18 protein-coding genes are annotated in these 22,328 nt (G+C 40.9%); 7 read left to right on the forward strand and 11 right to left on the reverse strand.

Features of this window, described 5'->3' with window-relative positions; translation table 11 throughout:
• Positions 1 to 135 precede the first annotated feature (135 nt).
• Positions 136 to 2,559 carry an FtsX-like permease family protein gene (locus tag FFF34_003900; GenBank protein ID TSD66559.1) on the forward strand — a complete coding sequence of 808 codons (2,424 nt, stop codon included), beginning with the start codon at positions 136 to 138 and terminating at the stop codon, positions 2,557 to 2,559.
• A 16-nt stretch (positions 2,560 to 2,575) separates the two neighbouring features.
• Entirely contained in the window at positions 2,576 to 3,166 is a 591-nt protein-coding gene (locus FFF34_003905) for a hypothetical protein (GenBank protein TSD66560.1), read from the forward strand.
• Between the two features lie 167 nt (positions 3,167 to 3,333).
• Here the strand turns inward: FFF34_003905 and FFF34_003910 are convergent, their stop codons facing one another.
• From FFF34_003910 to FFF34_003925, 4 genes are read right to left on the reverse strand one after another with little or no spacing between them, the layout of a single operon-like run.
• Positions 3,334 to 4,725, reverse strand: coding sequence for a c-type cytochrome (locus tag FFF34_003910; protein ID TSD66561.1), 1,392 nt, complete (start codon positions 4,723 to 4,725; stop codon positions 3,334 to 3,336).
• Positions 4,726 to 4,742: 17 nt separating this feature from the next.
• A complete protein-coding gene (locus FFF34_003915) occupies positions 4,743 to 5,807 on the reverse strand; it encodes a hypothetical protein (GenBank protein TSD66562.1) in 1,065 nt (354 codons plus the stop codon).
• A gap of 6 nt (positions 5,808 to 5,813) precedes the next feature.
• Positions 5,814 to 6,236 carry a Rieske (2Fe-2S) protein gene (locus FFF34_003920; protein ID TSD66563.1) on the reverse strand — a complete coding sequence of 141 codons (423 nt, stop codon included), beginning with the start codon at positions 6,234 to 6,236 and terminating at the stop codon, positions 5,814 to 5,816.
• A gap of 10 nt (positions 6,237 to 6,246) precedes the next feature.
• Positions 6,247 to 7,482 carry a hypothetical protein gene (locus tag FFF34_003925; GenBank protein ID TSD66564.1) on the reverse strand — a complete coding sequence of 412 codons (1,236 nt, stop codon included), beginning with the start codon at positions 7,480 to 7,482 and terminating at the stop codon, positions 6,247 to 6,249.
• Between the two features lie 416 nt (positions 7,483 to 7,898).
• Here FFF34_003925 and FFF34_003930 point away from each other — a divergent pair, with 416 nt between their 5' ends.
• Positions 7,899 to 8,768: a glycosyltransferase family 2 protein gene (locus FFF34_003930; protein ID TSD66565.1), complete on the forward strand. Its 870-nt coding sequence runs from the start codon at positions 7,899 to 7,901 to the stop codon at positions 8,766 to 8,768.
• Here the strand turns inward: FFF34_003930 and FFF34_003935 are convergent.
• Entirely contained in the window at positions 8,765 to 10,168 is a 1,404-nt protein-coding gene (locus FFF34_003935) for an undecaprenyl-phosphate glucose phosphotransferase (GenBank protein ID TSD66566.1), read from the reverse strand. The genes FFF34_003930 and FFF34_003935 overlap by 4 nt on opposite strands.
• Positions 10,169 to 10,543: 375 nt before the next feature.
• Between FFF34_003935 and FFF34_003940 the strand changes: the two genes are divergently transcribed.
• Genes FFF34_003940 through FFF34_003955 form a run of 4 tightly spaced genes read left to right on the forward strand, consistent with a single transcriptional unit; the run spans position 10,544 to position 15,142 of the window.
• The gene (locus FFF34_003940) at positions 10,544 to 12,589 is read left to right on the forward strand and encodes a hypothetical protein (GenBank protein TSD66567.1); all 2,046 of its coding nucleotides are present in this window, start codon (positions 10,544 to 10,546) and stop codon (positions 12,587 to 12,589) included.
• 25 nt (positions 12,590 to 12,614) lie between these two features.
• Positions 12,615 to 13,871: a dihydroorotase gene (locus FFF34_003945; GenBank protein ID TSD66568.1), complete on the forward strand. Its 1,257-nt coding sequence runs from the start codon at positions 12,615 to 12,617 to the stop codon at positions 13,869 to 13,871.
• A 4-nt stretch (positions 13,872 to 13,875) separates the two neighbouring features.
• Positions 13,876 to 14,544: a hypothetical protein gene (locus FFF34_003950; protein ID TSD66569.1), complete on the forward strand. Its 669-nt coding sequence runs from the start codon at positions 13,876 to 13,878 to the stop codon at positions 14,542 to 14,544.
• Between the two features lie 25 nt (positions 14,545 to 14,569).
• On the forward strand, positions 14,570 to 15,142 hold the full coding sequence (locus tag FFF34_003955) for a DUF4199 domain-containing protein (GenBank protein ID TSD66570.1): 573 nt from the start codon (positions 14,570 to 14,572) through the stop codon (positions 15,140 to 15,142).
• Between the two features lie 74 nt (positions 15,143 to 15,216).
• Here the strand turns inward: FFF34_003955 and rseP are convergent, their stop codons facing one another.
• The 6 genes from rseP to FFF34_003985 form a co-directional block, all read right to left on the reverse strand.
• Positions 15,217 to 16,548 carry an RIP metalloprotease RseP gene (gene rseP / locus FFF34_003960; protein TSD66571.1) on the reverse strand — a complete coding sequence of 444 codons (1,332 nt, stop codon included), beginning with the start codon at positions 16,546 to 16,548 and terminating at the stop codon, positions 15,217 to 15,219.
• A 16-nt stretch (positions 16,549 to 16,564) separates the two neighbouring features.
• Positions 16,565 to 17,752: a 1-deoxy-D-xylulose-5-phosphate reductoisomerase gene (locus FFF34_003965; protein ID TSD66572.1), complete on the reverse strand. Its 1,188-nt coding sequence runs from the start codon at positions 17,750 to 17,752 to the stop codon at positions 16,565 to 16,567.
• Positions 17,753 to 17,789: 37 nt separating this feature from the next.
• A complete protein-coding gene (locus FFF34_003970; GenBank protein TSD66573.1) occupies positions 17,790 to 19,289 on the reverse strand; it encodes a GH3 auxin-responsive promoter family protein in 1,500 nt (499 codons plus the stop codon).
• Between the two features lie 2 nt (positions 19,290 to 19,291).
• The gene (locus FFF34_003975; protein TSD66574.1) at positions 19,292 to 20,020 is read right to left on the reverse strand and encodes a hypothetical protein; all 729 of its coding nucleotides are present in this window, start codon (positions 20,018 to 20,020) and stop codon (positions 19,292 to 19,294) included.
• A gap of 1 nt (position 20,021) precedes the next feature.
• Complete coding sequence (locus tag FFF34_003980; GenBank protein ID TSD66575.1) at positions 20,022 to 20,999, reverse strand: glycosyltransferase; 978 nt, start codon at positions 20,997 to 20,999, stop codon at positions 20,022 to 20,024.
• A gap of 109 nt (positions 21,000 to 21,108) precedes the next feature.
• Complete coding sequence (locus FFF34_003985; GenBank protein ID TSD66576.1) at positions 21,109 to 22,059, reverse strand: glycosyltransferase family 2 protein; 951 nt, start codon at positions 22,057 to 22,059, stop codon at positions 21,109 to 21,111.
• Positions 22,060 to 22,328 lie beyond the last annotated feature (269 nt).

Genomic DNA, 22,328 nt, shown 5'->3' on the forward strand with positions numbered 1-22,328 from the left:
TTAGGTTTAATTTAGTTTTTCATAAAAGCGGGCGGGCGAGCTGCCCGTTTTTTTTTGTTTAAAAAATCCGGTTACGCCGTCGGCTTAAGCATAAAATCCTTAGTTTTAAAGCTTAACATTTAAATCCGCAAATATATGCTGCGCAACATGCTGTTGGTTACTTATCGTAACCTCATAAAAAACAAGGCCTACACTTTAATTAATGTAGTTGGCCTTAGTTTGGGTATAGCAGCATTTATTGCCATTAGCGCATACGTCCGTTTTGAGCGGAGTTACGACCTGATGCATAAGGATGTGGCAAACATTTACCGGGTAGAGAGCCAGTTTTATAGGGGTAACGAACTTACCGATAGTTGGCCCACAAGCACCAATGGCTATGCAAGGGCAATTAACGATAACATATCCGGCATAGCCTCTTATGCCCGCATTAATTGGAATAACTCCGAAAGGGTAGTACGGTATAATACCATCAAATACCGCGAACAGCATGTATGCTTTGCCGATAGCAACTTCTTTTCATTTTTCTCGTACCCGCTGCTAAAGGGCGACCCTTTAACAGTGTTGAAGGAGGTGAACACCGTGGTGATGTCCGAATCGGAGGCTAAAAAGTACTTTGGTAATATTGATGCCGCTGTTGGTAAAATGGTGCAGTTAACATCGCTTTACGATAGTTATAATTGCATGGTTACCGGTGTGTTTAAGGACCTTCCCGCTAACTCTACCATGCAATTTAATATGCTGGTATCATGGGCAACCACTCCGCAATGGCAAAAAGATTTTTGGTACCAGCACGAAAGCTATACTTTTTTAAAGCTGAAACCGGGCGTAAGCACAAGCGCTGTCGAGTCGCAGTTTCCGGCCCTGGCCGAGCGGTATAAAACTGCCGCGCCACTTAAGCAGTTAAAATGGGGTATTCAATTGGTGCCTTCGGCCAACGTTCATTTAAACACGGCCAAACCTTACGAAATTGAGGCGAAGGGTAACCGCAGCGCGGTAAACTTTTTAAACATAATGGCCTATGTTATATTGCTGATAGCCTGTATCAATTATATCAACTTAGCTACTACCAAATCGGTAGACAGGGCGCGCGAGGTGGGTATACGCAAGGTAAGCGGGGCGCACTCATCGCAGTTGGTTTTGCAGTTCTTTATAGAGTCGTTCATTATTAACATAATAGCTTTAGGCTTTGCCGCACTGTTAGTATTGTTGCTGCAATACCTGTTGCAAAAAATAGCTAACGATAGCCAAGCCTACCATTTATTGATAGATGCACCGCTGCTTATAAAAGTAGCACTGGTTTTTGTTGGCAGCATATTGTTGTCGGGTATATACCCTGCAACTGTATTGGCGCGCTTAAAGCCCATAAAGGTGCTTAAGGGCAGGTTTGCGTTTTCAAAAGGAGGGGTGTGGCTGCGTAAGGGAATGGTGGCTTTTCAATTTGCGGCATCCTTGTTACTTATTGCCGGTACTTTGGCCGTGTACAGGCAAATTATTTATATGGGCAGCCAGGATACCGGCGTTGATATCAGCCAAACTATTGTAATAAAGGCACCATCTAGCACCACGGGTTACTTGCAAAAAATAAGCGGTTTTAAAAGTACAGCCGCCAATATAAATGGAGTTGATGCCATAACTGTATCTGGTGCGGTGCCGGGTAAAGAGGTAGGCATGTTTGCCGCCGACAGAAGATACGGCACATCAAAGGCAGAAGAGCGTACGTACGAAATGCTGCGTGTTGATTTTGATTACATGAAAACGTTTAACCTGCAACTAGTAGCAGGCAGGGGCTACAATAGTGCTAACCCCGGCGACTCGACAAAAGTGGTTTTAAACGAAACGGCGGTAAAACAATTTGGGTTTCAATCGGCAAAGGATGCTGTAGGTAAAAAAATATGGATAGAGTCGTTAGATAAAGAGCCAAACGAAGTGATAGGGGTAATAAAAGATTATCATCAGCAATCGTTACAGCAAAAGTATACCGCTTTAGTGTTATTTATGGACCCTAAACTTACCTGGGTGCCTGTTAAATACCTTTCGGTAAAAGTAAAGCAGCAGCAAATGCCTGCCATGCTATCGGCCCTGCAACAAAAATGGGCGGAGTTTTTCCCTGAGTCATCTTTCGATTATTTCTTTTTAGACGATTATTATGCACGGCAGTACCAACAGGATGTAAAATTCGGGCAGCTGTTTATCCTGTTCTCATCGCTGGCGGTAATTATAGCCTGTATGGGCCTGTTTGGATTGACAGCCTACTCAACTGCCCGACGAAACAAAGAAATTGGAGTACGCAAGGTAATGGGAGCATCCATTCAAAGTATAGTAACCCTGCTTACCAAAGATGTTGTAAAGCTTATTGTGCTGTCGAGTGTTTTTGCCATCCCTGCCGCGGCTTTAATTATACAGCAATGGTTACAAGGTTATGCCTTTAAGGCGGCCATTACATGGTGGCAATTTTTAGTGCCTGTATTAATATTGGTTATGATAGCCATTAGCACCACGTTTTATTTAACCTACAAAGCAGCCTTAACCAACCCTACCAGTACCTTGCGAGATGAGTAGGTAAGCACAATACCTTATGGTAAAAAACAAACTTTTAATTGCTACGATTATATTGTTTTTGTTGCTCAATACAGCCTATTATTGGGAAGGGCTTTTGAGCTTTTTATTGATTCCGGCAACTCTTTTAATGGCACTGTGCTACGTTGTAATTATTATATACCTATTAGGTGAATTATTTAGGTTGATACGTGGGAGATTTAAAGATCGGATTCGATTATATCAAACAGGAGTTATAATTGTGTTAATGATCTTGATAGGAATAAGACCTTTAGGAATTATAAACTTTGACAAACTTGAAGGAAAGGACTTATTTATAGCCGATAGGGAAGGTGCTGCAAATTGCACTATTACATTAAAACTCAAAGCAAATTCTAAGTTTTACATAAATAGCGTTTGTTTCGGTGTAGATAAGTATTGGGGTACATATCAAATAGTAAAGGATACTATTAAGTTCAATTTTCGTACTACTAACGAGAATTCTTTTAAATATGCAGTGTTCAAGCCAGCTAAATCTTCAAAAGATGTCTCCTATGTTACACTTTACAGATTAAAAAATGACAAACTGCCGTTGGCTTTAGCAGTCGAAAAAAATGATTTGTTTAAATGAAAATTTCGCGCCGTTGTTGGTGTTGTCACCAACAACCTTTAGGACAAGTAACGAAGCGAGGCGAATGCATGGCGGCTTGTTGGAGACAACTCCAACAAGGGCGAAAATCACACCTAAAAAGAGACACGAAGTATCGTGCCTCTACGGTGGAATGTATGCTATATGCTTTACAATGAACCTAAAAATGCTATTAGCGCATCGCGGTCGTTTTTAGATAGGGCAACAACCTTATTTTTGGCGCTTAACGCTTCGCCGCCATGCCATAATATAGCTTCCATAAGGTTGCGCGCGCGGCCGTCATGTAAAAAGTTGGTATGCCCGTTAACCTTTTGGGTAAGGCCTATACCCCAAAGCGGCGCGGTGCGCCATTCGGTTCCACCGGCATCAAAATCGGGGCGGTTATCTGCAAGGCCCGGGCCCATATCGTGCAGCAACAGATCGGTATAAGGGTGTATCAGCTGATTGCTTAGTTGCGGCATGCTTACATTTACCGCGGTGCGTACATCTGCATTATGGCATTTTACACAGCCTATAGCCGTAAATAATGCTTTGCCCTGCTGTATGTTGGCATTGGTAACATTACGGCGTACGGGTACCGCCAACGTGCGCACATAAAACTCCACACTATGTAGCAAACTGTCGCTCAATTCGTATTTGTAACCGGGGGCACTGTCAAATTGCGTTTGTCCGTCGCTGCTTTCCTTCGGAAACAGCGATGAGGTAATACCAATATCGCCGTTGTAGGCCGCGGCTACCTGTTGCAGCAGGCTAGGCTGGTTTGCTTTCCAGCCAAAGCGGCCCAATACCTTTTGCTGTTTTAATACATCCCACACGTAGTTTGCTTTGCCGCTAATGCCGTCGCCGTCTTTATCATCAGGGTCGGCTTTGGCTAAAATGTCGGTATCATTTATCGCTCCAAGCAGGCCCAGGCCAAAAACAGGCGCGGCCACACGGGGCGATAACAGCACATTACCCGGCATGGCTGCATACAGGGCGGTAAAGGTATAGGTAGGTTTTCTTAATTGATAGGTAGTGCCATCGGCAAAGCTATAGGTTTGGTTATCATAAGTGATCAATACATCGCCTTCGCGGGTTTTGCCCAATAAAGCACGGGTTTGCAACTGGTCGCCATAGTTAGGCACCGGTACAGGGTTGCCATGTTCGCCTTTGCCGGGTATACTTATACGGAAAAGCATATTAGCAGCCGATTCGCCAAAGCCCGGTACTTTACCCCGCCCATCGGCCACGTGGCACGAGCTGCAGGCAACATTGTTAAATATAGGCCCAAGCCCGGGGTTAACCGGTGCGGGTGCCGATACAAATGTGGCACCAAATTGCCCGTCGCCAATTTCGTGTACGCGCAGTAAATTTGCGGGTAATGATGTAAACGCATGAGAAAAAGCACCGCTGCCTTCATCAAAAGCCGTTTCGGTACCACCGCTCAGCCATTCGCTGTCGGGGTTTTGTACAGGGTTTAAGCCATCCGTTTTTCTGCAGGCAAAAATAAATATTGTAAGCGCCGAAAATATAGCAAGTATGGCCCGGGTAGTTTTCCTCATGTGTTTTATAGCAGGTATTATTTTACGTACTGTTTTACAAACGGCGTTAACTTGTCGTTTAAAACTGTAGCCAACTCGTTTATTTTATTCATGGCGTTTTGCACCTTAGGCTGTTCAGATACAATGGCCTCGCCAAAGGGCTTTGTTATGGCTTGTAGTGATGCAACAGCAGCTGCGTGTTTACTTTTAATTTCGGCATCAAGCGATAAGTTGTTTTTGCGTACAAGGTCTTCCAAACCTGCGCCATCAACATTTAGCTTACCCTGGTAAATTTCTAAAATGCCGTTAATGTTATTAGTGAAGTCGGTGATAGAGTTTTTTGAGAATGGGCTTTCTTCTAATTTCGGGTCTTGCGCATCAAAGGGTTCTTTTATTTTTGAATCGGCTACCTCGCCGCAAATACCGGCCATGGCATCAACAATTTGTAAATAGGCAGCTTGTTGGGTAGTAAACTCGGTAGATCCGGTGCCGGCAGTAGCCAGTTGGGTTTTATAGCCACCGCTTGTCCAGGTATCTCTAACGTTTTTGCTCAGTTTAACCAGGTTGTTGGTTAAGGCAAGTAAGTATTCTTTTTCGCGTGCTGTAAATTGCGCAGCTGTTTTGCTGCCGGTTTTACCCCACAAAACATACTCGATAGGATGGAAGCCTTTTAAGGCATCGTCAAGGCCATCAATATAAGTATCGGTTAAAGCATCCTTATTGGCTAATATAGCATCAAGGGCATTAAAATCAACCGGCCAGGTATCAATACGCGGGTCGATATTATCTGATTCTACAGGGCCGAACAACCATGCTTCAGATTGTTCCCAGGTGGTGCGTATATCTTTCCATTTAGTTCGTGCAATGGTTAGGTTAGCATCGGTGGTAGTAGCATTTAAAGTAGTGACTGCTGTTAACAGCTCCTGCGTTTTAGCGTACATGTCTTCGTACGATTGTGTACAAACATTTGCAGATACGTTAACCAATATATCTGCTTTCAGCGTATCGGTTTCTGTATTTGCCGGTTCGCTTTTTTTGCATGACAGCGCTAAAAAGGTAAGCGGCAATGCCAATATAATTGCTTTAGTGAATGGTGTTTTCATAGGGTATTAGCTTAGATGAATGATAACTTTATTATTTATTACTTCGGTAGGATAGGTTTTCAAGGGGCGTAGCGCAGGCTCCTTTTGTACTTTGCCGTCCAGGTCAAACACGCTGCCATGCGATGTACAGTAAATTTTGTTAGCCGTAGGGGTAAGGCCCACACCTTCGTGGGTACACCTTAATAAAAGCGCTTTATAGGTTTCGCCATTTTTGATCAGCAGAATATCGTTTTCCAGTTGTTTGGTACGCACCACCAGCATGTTGCCTTTACCTGCAATAAAGCTATCGGTACCCACCTGTAAATCGGTTGTTCCGGTGGCGTTAACAAGCGGCATAGGTGTGGCGCAGCCTTCAAGCAATGTTGCTCCCGAGGCTACCAACAAACATGCCGCGCACCCCGATCTGATAAATTCTCTTCTGCTGGTCATTGTAGTAGTATTAAAAGTTATAGGCTATACCTAAATTAACAAAGCCGTTGTTTTTAAAATAGGGTACTTGTTGAGGGAAAGGCGTTACAATAAGCGCCTGGTTAAATTCGCCGGTAACCCTGCGCACATAATCGCCTTTAATAGCAATGCCACGTATAGGCTTATAGGTAAAACCACCCACAAAATATTGCTTTTTATTAGCATCGTTTTTTAAGCCGTTATCGGGTATTTTGGCGCTCAGGTCAAGGTATTCGTACCGGCCAAATACGATGAATGATTTTTCATTGTGATATTTGTTAAACAGCAGGTCGTAACCCAGTTCGGCATAGCCGCCATACATGGTTTCGGGCGTGTTGTTAGCAAAAGCGCGGTTAATGGCATCGGCATTTTTAATGTTTACCACGGTAGCTATAGCCCTAAACGTAATGCCCGAATTAGAGTATTGCGCATTTACCTCGCCAAGCGATACCGGGTTGCCAAACGGCCCCGAATTAAGCTGCAAACTATCGGCTACGCGTTGTTCCTTAGCAGTTGACCCGCCGATATAACCCGATGCCTGTAACCTGAAATTACTAATGTAGTACAATAATGACCCGCTTAAGCCAAGGTTAAGGCCGTTGCTGGCCTGGCCTAATTGCCTGCCGCCTGCAATACCGTCGGCACTGCTAAACCCTTCGGAATTTAAACCGTTGGTTAGGGCCAGGCTATAATTTAAACCCGGTATATTTTTAATTTGCCCGTATAAGCCAACGCCGACTTCGCGCCAGGTAGATGGGATGATCTGCTCCTCTAAAAACGGACGATCGACACCATTAAACGTGGTAGGCAGGTGGTTTTCGTTGATGTAGCCTATACGTGGTATAAATAAACCCGCTACTAAATAGGTGGTTGGGTTAAGGTTAAATTTAAGGAAGGCTTGCTCCATAGATATGCCGCCCTTACCTGCAACACCTTCACCAGCCGATGACACCAGGGCATCTTCTACCTCAAGCTCGGTAAATAACGAAATCTTATTACTGAATTTATGGCCCAGGAATAAAACTACGCGCTTAAGGTTGGCTTCGGCGCTTTTTCTTTTGGTATCAATACTGTATTTAGCCTCGCCATAGCCCGATATAACGGTTGCTTGTTGTTTATATATTAAACCGGCTGCCAGTGAATCTTCCTGGGTTAAAACTTGTGCGCTTGCTTTGGTTAAACCAACCGCGAATAGTAAAAGGAGTAGCGTAAATCTTTTCAATTGCATAAGGGGTTTTATCGCCTCAAAGTTATTATTATTTAGATTAAGTATAAATAAAAATAAAAAAATAATTACTTAATTTATGTTGACAACGATGGTTGGTTATATCACTCTGTAGGCATTGTTTATTTAAACGCTTTTTTTATTGAAATTAAATGTTATATTATTAAGTGTGAGGAAACGAAAAAAAACGAAAAATTTACAGCAACACAAACAAAAAAGTAGAACAATTTTATAGCTAAATGGACAAAGGTTTTAGCCCCTGCGTGCTGAAAAGCCATTTTTTAACACAAAAACCACCCTGGCAAACATCATCAACAAAAACAAAATATTTTTGGTCAATTAAAAAGGAAATGGTGATGCCTGCTGCCGCTTATTTTTAAGTAAGTATATTCGCATAATTTTGAACATTGTAAATATTAATGGCATCAACGCTTATAAAAAACATAGCTGTATTAGCTTGCTCGTATAATCGCTTACATAAAACCACCGCATTTTTAGAAAGTCTAACCAGGCAGTATATCCCTGATGGGTATGCATTAAGCGTTTACTTGCTGGACGACCAGTCTACCGATGGCACAGCGGACTATGTAAAGGCCAACTTTCCAGGTGTGCACCTTATAGAAGGCTCCGGGTCGTTGTTTTGGGCAGGCGGCATGCACCTGCTATGGAAGACCGTAATAGCAGAAAGTGAACACTACGATTTTTACCTATTAATGAATGATGATGTAAAGTTGTATAATAACGCCATAGCTAACCTACTCGATTCGTACCAGCTATCAAAAAACCCCGAAAATATAATTGTTGGCAGCGTTCAACATCCCGAAACTTTGGAACATACATACGGGGGGCGTAAATTGGTTAGCAAATATTCTGTTATTGCAAACCCGGTTGTACCCGGCGTTAACGAGTTAAAAGAATGTGAAATGGGAAATGCTAATATTATGCTGGTTGATAAGGCTACCGTAGATAAAATTGGCATATTATCTGATCAATACATCCATAGCTTTGCTGATTATGACTATACTTTAAACGCAGTAAGGCAAGGTATAAAGGTTTGGGTAGCGCCTGGGTATTATGGCAGCTGCGAAAACGACCATGGCCACCCATGGCTGACGGGCGCAACGCTTAGACAACGTATAAAGTTTTTATACAGCCCTAAGGGGTTAGAGTACAAAAGCTTTTTGCGATACAGTTGGAAAAATTTTCCTATTAATATGCCCGCTGAGATATTTAAGATGTGGTTAAAAACACTTTTACCTATAGTTTACGACAAGTTTAAAAAGCCTTAATAAGCGTTCTTTTCGCCGCGCACCGCATTCCATAAGGTGAGGAATATGATTTTCATATCAAAAAGGAACGACCAATTTTCTAAATACCAAACATCAGCCTCTACGCGCGAAAGCATCTCTTTGGTGGTTTTAGTTTCTCCCCTAAAACCTTGTATTTGCGCCCAGCCGGTTATACCTGGTTTAAGGAAATGCCTTACCAAATACTGATCAATTAATGCAGAGTATTGTTTAGTGTGGTTTAACATGTGCGGGCGTGGGCCAACAACCGACATATTACCCATTAGCACATTAAAAAACTGAGGCAGTTCATCTATGCTTGTTTTGCGCATAAACTTGCCTATGGGTGTTATACGGTCATCATTACGCGTGGCTTGCTTATGGTCCGAATCGTTATTTAACCGCATACTTCTGAATTTGTAGCAAAAAAATTCCTCATTATCGCGGCCCGATCGCAGCTGGACAAAAAACACCGGCCCCCTTGATTGCAGCTTAATAATTATAGCCAGTATAGGGAACAACCAAATAAATACAAAGCATATAATTAATAGCGAAAATACAATATCAAAAAGGCGCTTTATTAAGCGGTTAAGCATATTCTCTAAAGGTTCGGGCCGTACAGATAGCACCGGAATATGGCCAAAGCTTTGAAATAGTATTTGTTTTACACCAAAATCATAATAATTAGGAATGTATTTAAAGCGGATAAGGTTTTTATCGGCATCCATCATTAATTGTTTAATGGTAGATGATTCGGAACTTGGGAGTGTGCAAAATATCTCGTCAATATTGTTTTCAATCACGTAGTCGATACATCCCTCTATATTGCCCAGGTATAAATTCTGATCGATAACAGAGCGGGGTTGGTCGTCAAAAAAGCCAATTAATTCGTAACCGTTGCTACGGTCAGATTTGAAGTAAGTATGCAGTTCGTTTGCTAATCGTCCGCCACCTATTACAATAGCCCGCCTTGAATCTATCAGGAATTTCCTGTTCATGCGGCGGATGCTCAGGAAGATGAGTTTCCATAAAACCAGCAATAAACCAAACAAACCAAGCGAGTAGTAAAAGAATTTATGTGTTACATGATAGGTGCTGGTGTCTAACAACAATATCATGGTAACATATATAAAGCCTACAAACAATAAATAATTATTGATAATAACCCGGTAGGTTTTTATAGAGTCACGGTTTAGTACGTTACGATAAAGGCCGGTTATGTTTGAACCAAGCAGCCAAAAAAGGTTACATATCAGCGCTATCAGGATGTAATTCCTGTTATTTATCCAAAGTGTATGCGTGGTATCCTGTATAATATAGGATACTATCATGCTTAAATTTAGGATGCTATAATCGATCATTTGGTTTGCACCTTTGATGATAGTAGCGTATCTGTGGGTCATGTAAAGTTTTTTCTATTAATTGAATTTAAAGGTGATTGCATATCCAAATGGCTATAAGCAATTTGGCAACTAAATCTAAATTATACCATCAAAAATAAATAATAATAACCGCTTTTTAGGGATATTTGTAATTATTGTTTTCTTAAGGGTTGATATTAATATATGTAGTTGAATTACTGTCGTACAAAGTAATAGAGAGGTTAAACTGTAACAAATTAATAATCAATAGTTACAAGCGTTAACTGCATCAAAATTAGTTATTACTGATCAAAATGTCTTAATAAAGGTCGCCTGTATTGGTTGTAGGGCTTTGTTTTACTCATATCTGCACATTAATTTGCAAATTTGCATAACACACTATCCCGTATAACATTAATGCATTTTATATATCCCACATTTTTATTTGCATTACTTACGCTGGCTATACCTGTAGTTATTCACCTGTTCAATTTCAGGCGGTATAAAAAGGTGTATTTTAGCAATGTGCAGTTTTTAAAAGAGGTGCAGGAGCAGCAGGCCTCGCGCCGAAACTTAAAGGAGCGCCTTATTCTTGCGGCTCGTATTTTAGCACTACTATTTTTGGTAATGGCATTTGCAAGGCCATACATAGGTGTTGGTGATGTTGCCGCCGGTAAAAAGCAAGTTGTAAGTGTTTTTATTGATAATTCATACTCAATGCAAACTCTCAACCGCGAGGGCACTTTGCTTGATGAAGCTAAACAAAAGGCCAAACAAATAGCCTCCGCATATAACATAAACGACCGCTTTCAGTTATTAACACAAGATTTTGAAGGTAAGCATCAGCGCTTGTTAAGCAGGGATGAATTTAACGATGCGGTCGATATGGTAAAGATAAGCCCGCAAAGCAGGCAAATTTCACAAATTACTGCCCGCCAGCAAAATATGCTTAATATGCAGCCGGGGGACGCTAAACACAGCTATATCATATCCGATTTTCAGCAAAGTATGAGTGATAAAAGCGAGCATATCAAACCAAATATTCCGGTAACCCTTGTGCAGTTAAAAGCAGCTTCGTTACCAAATGTGGCAGTAGATTCGGTATGGTTATTGAACGCTACGCATCGCCCCGACGAGGGAGAAAAATTAGTGATCAGGTTACATAATTATGCCGATAAACCCGCAGAAAAAGTCCCTCTTAAACTTTTAGTAAACGGGGTGCAAAAAGCGTTGGGCAGTTATACCATAATGGGGCGTTCAGCACAGATCGATACTGTATCATTCTCGGGTTTGCAAGCCGGATGGCAGCGTGGCGAGATACAGTTACAAGATAACCCTGTAGTTTTTGATAATAACTTTTACTTTACCTTTAATGTTAGCAGGCAGCTGCCCGTATTGCTCATTAATGATGGTAAGCAAAATAAATATTTAAATGCGGTTTTTGCATCTGATGCTTTTTTCATGTTAAAAAATGTGCAGGATGGCAATGTAGATTATGCCGGCCTAACGGCATATCCGCTAATTGTGTTAAGCGATGTTAAGAGCATTTCTGCGGGTTTAGCTCAACAGTTAAAAACCTATGTAAGCAAAGGGGGCGCGTTGGTTATATTCCCGGCTGTAGATGCTGACTTAAGCACGTACAAGGCCCTATTGCAGCCAATGGGGGCTGCATATCCTGCGAAGCTGATGACAGCTGCTAATAAAGTATCGGCATTAAATGTCCGGTCTCCGGTTTTTAAAACTGTTTTCGAATCCTTACCACAAAACCCCGACCTCCCCATAGTAAAAAAATACTTTGCGTTAAGTACTGATGGCCGCCCGGCCGAATTCCTGATGCGCCTGCAAAACGGCGAGCCGTTTTTGCAATTTCAGCATTTCGGCAGCGGGCAAATATATCTATCCGCCGTGGCTTTAAATGAAGATTTCAGCAACCTGCCTGTACATGGCTTATTTGTGCCTACTATGCTAAGGGTGGCATTGTTAAGTGGCCAAAACCAACCTTTGTTTTATAATACAGACAGCAAAGAGCCTATTGAAACCAGCCCGGTGCAATCAACAGAAAAGCAATTGTTAAAGTTGGTAAAGGGGAGCCAAAATATTATACCTGATGTAAAGCAGCAGGAGGGGAGCACCTTATTATATTTGCCCGATGCTATAATGCAAACAGGTATTTACGAACTTAAAAAACAAGATAGTACCGCCGCTATATTGGCCTTTAATGATAGCAGGGCCGAATCGGATATGAGTTACCTAAACAATGATGAGCTTGTTAAAATATTGCCGGATAGAACCAAAGTAACTACAGGCGATAAATTTAATGCAGCAGTAATTAGCGCTACTGCAAATAGGGGGCTGCAATTATGGAAACTTTGTATAATTTTGACCCTGATGTTTCTGGCTGCCGAAATTTTGCTGATAAGGTTTTATAAAACCAATAAACGCAGCTTTACGCAGCCAGTTTAATCACTTAAACCCACCTTAAACAGCGATAATGAATTTGCTTATCAAATCTGCCACTGTTATTGACCCCGCATCGCCTTTTAATCAACAGGAAACAGACATCCTGATAAAAAATGGCACCATTAGTAAAATTGCAAAATCTATTACCGACGATGCTAAAAGTATTGATGCAAAGGGGAAATTTATAGCTCCGGGCTTTTTCGATCTTAACTGCAACATAGGCGAGTTAGGTTTAGAAACAAAAGAAGACCTGCAAACAGGTACAGCCGCAGCTGCCGCAGGAGGCTTTACAGGTGTAGCCTTAATGCCAAACACTTATCCGCCCGTACACTCAAAAGCCGAAGTAGAATACCTACTTAACAGAGCTAAGAACAACCTTGTAGATATTTATCCACTTGGAACCATATCACATAAGCGTGAAGGAAAAGACCTTGCTGAAATGTACGATATGTTTAAAAGCGGTGCAAAAGCCTTTACCGATGGTAACCGCCCCGTGCAGGATGCAGGTTTAATGGAGCGGGCCCTGCTATATGTACAGGGTTTTGGCGCTAAGGTAATATCGTACCCCGAAGATATCGCAATAGCTGGCAAGGCAAAAGTTAACGAAGGGGTGATGAGTACGATGCTGGGCATGAAGGGTATACCATCACTTGCCGAAGAATTGATGATAGCCAGAGACCTATACCTGGCCGAAGACTCAAACTCCGAAATACATTTTACAACTATATCTACCGCCCATGCGGTTGAACTGATACGCGAGGCTAAACGCAAAGGCGTTAAAGTAACCTGCGATGTGGCCGCGCACAACCTGGTGCTTACCGATGAAGCGTTGGAAGGTTTTGATAGCTTATATAAAGTAAAACCCCCGCTACGCACACAGGAAGACGTAGACGCACTTATAGTCGGTTTAAAAGATGGCACTATCGACGCTATTGTAAGCCAGCACACCCCACATGAAATTGAGTTTAAAGACGTGGAATTTGAGGTTGCCGAATATGGTATAATAGGCCTGCAAACAGCATTTTCTTTGGCTTTAAAAGCGGGCCTGCCTGTTACTATGGTTATAGAAAAGCTGGCCATAAATCCGCGTAAAATATTGAATGTAGAGGTGCCGGTAATTGCCGAAGGGCAAATAGCCAACCTGGTACTACTTGATGTGGACTTCAGTTGGGAATATACCAGGGCAGAAAACCGCTCTAAAAGCTATAATTCTCCATTTTTGGAGCAGAACTTAAAAGGTAAAGTTTTGTTAACCTGTAATAATAACCAAACCGCTAAAAACTAAACACATGACAGACCCAAAAGTGAGCTCGGCTTTAAAAGGGGCATTAAATGCCTTTTCGACGTATGGTGGTATTGATGCTACTGCATTCGTTGCCGAGTTTGAAAAAGTTTTCGCGTCCGACGATGATTTTTTAAGAAAGGCCGATGCATTAGACGCTGTATTTGACGAACACCCGCAGATAGAAGAACTACGCGAAGTGTTTTTTGATATGCTGATGATCAACTTTTTTAGCGAAGATGTTAAAAAACTGGAAGACGATTACCTGGACACACCTGAGTGGGAGGCTATTGAAGAACAAACGCTTGACAGGGGGACCGAGTTGTTAAACCTGCTATTGTATTTAAACGAGTGCGATGACGAAGATATTGACCCTGAACTGGAAGATTACTTAAAAGAGTTTTTATTGGTTGATGAAGACGAGTTTCAGGATGAGTACCGTATTTACGAACCCGTTATTGCCAACCAAATATTGATTGAAAGCCCGGTAAGCGAAATGAAAAAAGTGGCTAATACCATAGCTGAGGATTCGGAATTAAAGGAATTGTTTTACCCAATGATGTGCTTTTTTCAAAATACAGAGCCATCTGATGCAGAGCACAAGGCGATTGCCGATAACGCAGTAAATAAACCATTTGATATGGCAGTATTAGAAATATTGGTTAGCTTTAAATAATAATTAAAAATAAACCTTATCAATTATGTCTGAAGAAACAAAAAACTCCATTATTACCAAATTATCCCTCCGTTATGGATTATTAATTGGTGCTATATCAATTGTGTTTACACTTATCTTTTGGGTAATAAACCCCTTAATGCAGTACACAAATACTTTTGTATCATTATTAATGTTTGTGATAATTATTGCCTTGCTAGTTGTTTTTGGCCTTGAAGTAAGAAAGGCTGCCGGTGGTTATTGGACATTTGGAGATGCCTTTAAGTGCCTTTTCATTATGTCAGTATACATATCGGTATTAACTATTGTTTTTAACTACATTTTGTTCAATTTTATTGACCCTACGCTGGCATCAAGAGTTAGTGAAGCACTTTCAGCAAAACTTACAGAACAATTAAGTAATTCAGGTATGTCTCAGGACAAGATAGACGAGTTTACAAAGTCTTTAGATGGCAAGTTTAATGCAACTATAAAAAACGAAGCAACGAATTTGGGTATAGGTTTAATTATATATGCTGTTATTGATCTGATCATAGCTGCAATTATTAAAAAGAACCCGCCATTTGCTCCAATTATTGAAGAAGAGGCTACCGTATAATTAGCGTATTTGTATAAATAAAAAGCCGCTGCAATTGTCATTGCAGCGGCTTTCTTATGCTATAATATTAAAGTTTATTTCTTCATTACCTGTTTAACAATATCGTTGCCAAAGGCAAATACCATTAACGATATTAATAAAACAAAGCCTACTATTTGCGCACGTTCCAAAAACTTGTCGCTTAGTGGTTTGCCCTTTACCATCTCGATAAGTAAAAATACCGTGTGCCCGCCATCTAACCCTGGTATAGGCAACAGGTTAGTAAGCGCTAATACCATTGAAAGAAAGCCTACAAGGCTCCAAAAACGTATCCAGTCTACATGGCTGCCAAACATTACAGCGATGCCTATAGGGCTTGATATAGCCTTACGCGCCTTAACCTGACCGGTAAAAATTTTGCTGATGCCTTTGGCATTATCGGTAAACATACCCCATGCCTTAACAGCCCCTACAGGTAACGATCCAAAGAAACCGTACTTAATAGTAGTATCTTTTGGCAGATCAGCTTTGGGTTTAAAGCCTAAAACACCTTCTTTATTTACCTTAGCATTAATTAGTTGTACGGTGGTGTCGCGTTTGATTGAAAGCTGCACTTGCTTGTTTTTATTTTTACGCAACTGCGCCTGCATCTCATCAAAAAACACAACCTTATTGCCATTAACTGCAATAATACTATCGCCTTTTTTCAAACCGGCCAGTTGGGCACCGCTTTTTGCAGCCACTGTGTCAATAGCGAATTTTATACGAGGTAAACGGCTTATAAATTCTTCTATGCCATAATCAGACAGGTCGTTAAGAATAGTTGGGGGTACTTTAACTGATGTGTCTTTATCCCCACGTTTAACGTTTAATACAGTTTTGTCTAATAATATCTTAGGGCTGGTAAGGTCCTCAAACCTGACAATAGGTTTACCGTTTACCGCGTAAATTTTATCACCGGCTTTAAGGCCCATTTTTTGCCCGATGGTACCCGGTACTATGCCATATTTAATTTCAGAATTGGGTATGTAGGTTTCGCCATAGCGGATAGTTAATATCCAGAATATAAAAACACCAACTATAATATTAACAATTATACCACCTAACATTACAATTAAACGCTGCCATGCCGGTTTTGAACGAAACTCCCAGGGTTGCGGTGGCCCGGCCAGCTGGTCGGTATCCATCGACTCATCTATCATACCGGCAATTTTCACATAGCCACCTAATGGCAACCAGCCAATGCCATATTCAACACCTTTATAGTTAAATTTAAAAAGGCTGAAGTTCCAGGCATCAAAAAACAGGTAAAACTTCTCTACTTTTATTCCGAAAGCGCGGGCTGCTAAAAAATGCCCAAATTCGTGTAGTATTACTAAAATTGAAAGACCAAGTATTAATTGGCCGGCCATTATCAAAACGTCCATCAGAGGTATTTATATATTAAGATTGCACTGCCTTTAACGGCATTTTTGTTATTAAATTTTGCGCAAATATGCGTGTTTCTTTATCAGTATTCAAATAGTCGGTTAACGACGGATTATCGATGTAATCTATTTTTTGCATGCAGGCTTCAATTATGTCGCTCATGGCTAAAAAACCGGTTTCGTTTTTTAAAAATGCAGCAACTGCTATTTCATTTGCTGCATTAATTATGCAGGGCATATTGCCACCTTTATTTAACGCCTCGAAAGCCAGTTTCAGGTTGCGAAAGGTGTCTATATCCGCTTTCTCAAATGTTAAGTTAGGGTAAGCCGTAAAATCAAACCGTTTAAAATTATTTTTAACACGATCAGGGTAACTTAAAGCGTATTGTATAGGCAGTTTCATATCGGGCAAGCCCATTTGTGCCTTTATTGAGCCATCCTCAAACTGAACCATAGAGTGTATGATAGACTGCGGATGAACAATAACATCAATTTGATCTGCTTGCAGGTCAAACAGCCATTTGGCTTCTATTACCTCCAGCCCTTTGTTCATTAATGATGCCGAATCAATAGTTATTTTGGCACCCATAACCCAATTTGGGTGCTTAAGTGCGTGCTCACGGGTTACGCTTGCTAAATAATCCAGCCCCTTGCCACGAAACGGCCCGCCTGATGCGGTAAGGATTATCTTTTCTATTTTGTTGTTTTCCTCTCCTGCAAGGCACTGAAATATGGCAGAGTGTTCACTGTCAACTGGTAATATTTTAACACCATGCTGCTTAGCTAAGGCTGTTACCAGCTCGCCTGCAACTACTAAAGTCTCTTTGTTAGCCAAGGCTATGTCCTTACCAGCTTTAATGGCATTTATGGTAGGTTCTAAACCGGCAAAGCCCACCATAGCAGTTAAAACAATATCAATATTGGGATGGGTTACCATTTCCTTAATGGCTTCATATCCACCTAAAACTTTTATAGGTAGATGAGCAAGTGCTAATTTTATCTCGCCAGATTTACTTTCATCGCAAATAATTACGTATTCGGGCACAAACTCAAGTGCCTGCTCAATTAACAGGTAAGCATTTGAGTGGGCAGTTAGCATATAAGCACGAAACAGGCCCGGATTGTCCTTTATAACTTCCAGCGTTTGTGTGCCTATGCTGCCTGTAGAGCCTAAAATGGCAATATTTTTAGTAGTAGTGTTCAATTAATTTTATAATCGTTCTGCGGATATAAACCCGGTGTTAATTAATGTACGGTTTTAGCTCGTCTGCAATTTTGCGGTCATTCGCCAGCCTTGGTACTTTGTTTTGACCGCCAAGTTTGCCCTGGCTGCGCATATAGTTTATAAAGGTATCCTTTTTTAAACTTCTGACGATTAAAGGTTGCAATATGTTACCCTCTATCAGGTCTAAATAGTAAATATTTTTTTGCTGCAGTGCTTTATCTACTTTTAGCGCAAAGGCTTTTATATCTTTCGGTTCTTTACCAAATTCAACAAACCACTCATGATAAGGCAGTTCGCCCGTTGAGGGGGATACCTGCGGGGCTACTGTAAATTCAATTACATCTACACTTTCTTGTTCAGCAACACTCATTAGTGCATGCTCTACTTCTTCGCCAATCACATGTTCGCCAAAGGCCGATATATAATGCTTAATGCGGCCGCTAACCACAATTTTATAAGGGTTTTTTGATACAAACTTTACCGTGTCGCCTAAGCTGTATCCCCATAAACCTGCGCTGGTGTTTAGTATCAGCGCATAGTTTTTATCTAACTCCACATCTTTTAAATTAATGCGGGTAGGGTTATCGTTAAAGTACTCTTCTGATGGGATAAATTCGTAAAATATACCGGCATCTACCATTAACAGTAAACCTTTATCGGTTTGCGAATCCTGAAAAGCAATGAAACCTTCGGATGCAGGGTAGGTTTCAATACTGTCTATTTTAGCGCCTATACTTTCTTCCATACGGGCGCGGTAGGGCTCGTAATTAACGCCGCCATGCACATAAAGCTTAAAGTTAGGGAATATGTCCTTTATCTTTTTGCCCCCCTTAACGGCCGATAGCCTGTCAAAATACATTTGGCACCAAGGAGGTATACCGGATATCAGGCGCATATCCTCATTAACCGTTTCCTTTACAATGGCATCTACTTTTTCTTCCCAGTCCTCAATACAATTGGTTTGGTAGGATGGAAGCCTGTTTTTTTGCAGATAAGCCGGTACATGATGCGCAACGATACCCGATAAACGACCGGTAGAAACACCTGCCTTTTCGGCCAATACGGGGCTGCCTTGCAAAAATATCATTTTGCCATCTACAAAATCAGATTTACCGGTCTCGTGTATGTAGCTCAAGAGCGCATTACGAGCTGCCTTAATATGCTCAGGCATGCTTTCTTTTGAGATAGGGATATATTTTACGCCCGATGTAGTACCCGATGTTTTGGCTAAATAAGCTGGTTTACCCGGCCAAAGTACATTAACCTCACCATGTGTTATACGCTCTATATAAGGGCGCAATTCTTCGTAGTCGCGTATGGGTACCCTTTTCTTAAAGTCTTCGTAGTTATTTATTTCGACAAAACAGTGGTCGGTACCAAAGGCTGTGTTTTTTGCGGTATGAATTAAATTGCTGAATACCTGCTGCTGTAATGCAACTGCGTTTTGCCTGATATGGTTTAACTGCCTGTTTACGCACCAGGCAAATACTTTGCTTAATACTGCTTTTAAGCCCATAATTAGTTGGTTTCGGCAATATCATCATCCACATCCTTGTGGCTGTAAATTAACTTACGATAGGTAACCGCCAATATGATATTTACAAAAGGATAGGTAAATACAATAGCTAAAGATATAACCGGATAATACTGTGCGAGTTTAGCCGGCAGAGCGATCAATAAAATTATGACGCCCAATATTAGTACTACTTTTAACAGGTAACCCCTGGTTAGCTCAAAGCTTTGTTTTAATGATTCTATAGGCCCCGATGCATCGTCTACTATAAAGGTGTTAAAAAACATGGCTCGTAGAGCAAGGTATAAGCCAATTGCTCCGGCCAGTATTTCTACGCCAAATTGTACGTTGGGATAATTCTCCAGTTTATCAATAATTATAGTAAGGTTGGTTACAATAAATGCTATAATGAATACAACAGCAAGGTAGCTCCATATCATTTTCATTTTTGGAATTACCTGCGAAAATTCGAAATCGTAATATTCGCTATCTATAACTGTAAAAATAAGTTTGTATAAACCGAGTGTAGTATAGGCTTGTACCAATATAAGCAGGAACGATACTACCATAGTGCCTGCAAATTCTTCGGGCGATACAATAATGGTAATAATTACACCTAATACAGATAATAAAAAAAACGCAATAGCCGAGTAGACAATGATAGTTACAAAGTTCTTTTTAAAAATATCCCAGGCAGTTTTAATGGTCTCTGCTACAGAAAAGGGGTGGTACATACTAAGTTTTTATGATCTTTTTTAACACTACACGCTTCCAAAAATCCTGCATAAATCCTAACCCGTAGGCCATCAGTTGTGTGAAGGCAGCTATAATGCTCAAAAATGCAATTTTTGCTGATTTGTTTGCTATCCAGGAATGAAAAAATATCAACAAAAAGTAAATAGTTAGCAAAACATTACACAGTAAGGCTATAGGCCATTGAGCAATGTTGGCAACTATGGTAAATAATAAGGACAGTGTAAATACAGCAGGGAAAAAGTGAACTGCTTTTAGCTGATCGGGAAAGAATTTGTAGATGTTTATACGAGCCCGCCCAAAAAAATGGAGTTGCTTATAAAATCTTATAAAATCGGTACGGCGCTTATGGTATACAAGAGCATCGGCTATCAAACCTATTTTAAAACCAAGGCTATGTATGCGTATGCTATATTCAATATCTTCGCCCAGGCGCGTGATAATAAAGCCGCCTGCTCGTTCCCAAACCTGTCTTGATATACCCATGTTAAAACTACGCGGGTGAAACTGCCCTATAGCCTTTTTGCTGCCGCGAATACCGCCGGTTGTAAAAGGCGAGGTCATGGAATAACTGATAGCTTTTTGTATTGGAGTGAATGAAGGATGCGCACCATCGGGGCCACCATAGGCATCCAGCCAGTTGGTTTTTAATGAATTGTTTACTATCTCTAAATAATTATCAGGTATTAAGCAGTCCGAATCAAATACAATAAAATAATCCCCTTTGGCGCGTTCAAAACCAAAGTTTCGGGTAAATCCCTGTCCTTCGTTGGCTTTTTCGTAGTAGGTAATATCGAGCTTTTCTGTAAAGCTTTTTACAATATCTTCGGCCCTGTCAACAGAACCATCCTCTATTACCAATACCTCAAATTGTTTATAGGTTTGCCGTGTAAGCGTATCTAATAATTCACTTATCTCTTGCGGGCGGTTGTATAAAGGTATGATGATAGAAAAAAACATAGTACTAAATGTGCAGATTTTAGATGTGCAGGTGTGCAGATTTTAGATGTGCAGATAATTTAGTGAATTTCCATTCATTTGCACATCTGCATATTTGTAATCCGCACATCTAAACAGTCTCTTCAATTTGATATTTATTGCGTTCGGGTGCACTGCGGGCAACCAGTTCGGCAACAAATCCGGTTAAAAATAGTTGCGAACCCAGTATAATGGCCACTAACGCAAAATAAAACAGAGGGTTGTCTGTCGGCTGCCTTGCAACTATATGATGCGCCAGGTTATACAGCTTTTCGGCTATTAGCCATATAGCTAATATCATCCCCGTTAAAAAGCTAAGCGTGCCCATCATACCAAAAAAATGCATAGGGCGTTTGCCGAACTTACCCACAAAAAATATCGATAACAGGTCTAAAAAACCATTTATAAAACGGCTCCAGCCGAATTTGGTTTTACCGTACTTACGTGGGCGGTGTTCTACAACCTGTTCGCCAATTTTTGTAAAGCCTGCCCATTTAGCCAATACAGGTATATAACGGTGCATTTCGCCATAAACCTCAATGTTTTTTACCACTGTTTTACGGTAGGCTTTTAAGCCGCAGTTAAAATCGTGCAGGTTGTGTATACCACTCATTTTACGCGTGGCCGAGTTGAATAATTTTGTAGGTATGGTTTTGGTAAGCGGGTCGTAGCGCTTGGCTTTCCAGCCCGATATCAGGTCGTATTTGTCTTGCGTTATGCGATTGTACAGGCCGGGTATCTCGTCGGGGCTATCCTGCAGGTCGGCATCCATTGTTATCACCACATCGCCTTTAGCAGCTTCAAAGCCGGTATTTAGCGCGGCAGACTTGCCATAGTTACGCCTGAATTTGAAGCCTTTTATAAAGGGGTTACTCTCTTTGAGTTTCAGGATCATATCCCACGAACCATCTTTACTGCCATCATCTACCAGTATGATTTCGTAAGTATAATTATTATCGCTCATCACCTTGCTTATCCATGTGGTAAGCTCTGGTAACGATTCAACCTCATCGTATAATGGTACTACTACTGATATATCCATTTATGGGAAAAAGACAACCGGCGTTAATAATGTATAACCGGTATGCTGCAAAAATATAAAAAACATGCAACGGTTTATCGTAACAACAGGCCAAACGCATTAAAATATAAAAAAATGGAGTGGTGCTTTTGTTAAATATGGTTTTAGTATTCAAAATTGGCTTTGCAGCGCGCATAGCCACAAACCTTTACTCTTTTGGCTATAAATTATTCCATTTTTTTGTTGCTTACAGCGGTTTTTTTTCGTTTATTTTCGCCGCCTGTTACCCA

It is taken from the genome of Inquilinus sp. KBS0705 (assembly GCA_005938025.2).
Lineage (GTDB): Bacteria > Bacteroidota > Bacteroidia > Sphingobacteriales > Sphingobacteriaceae > Mucilaginibacter.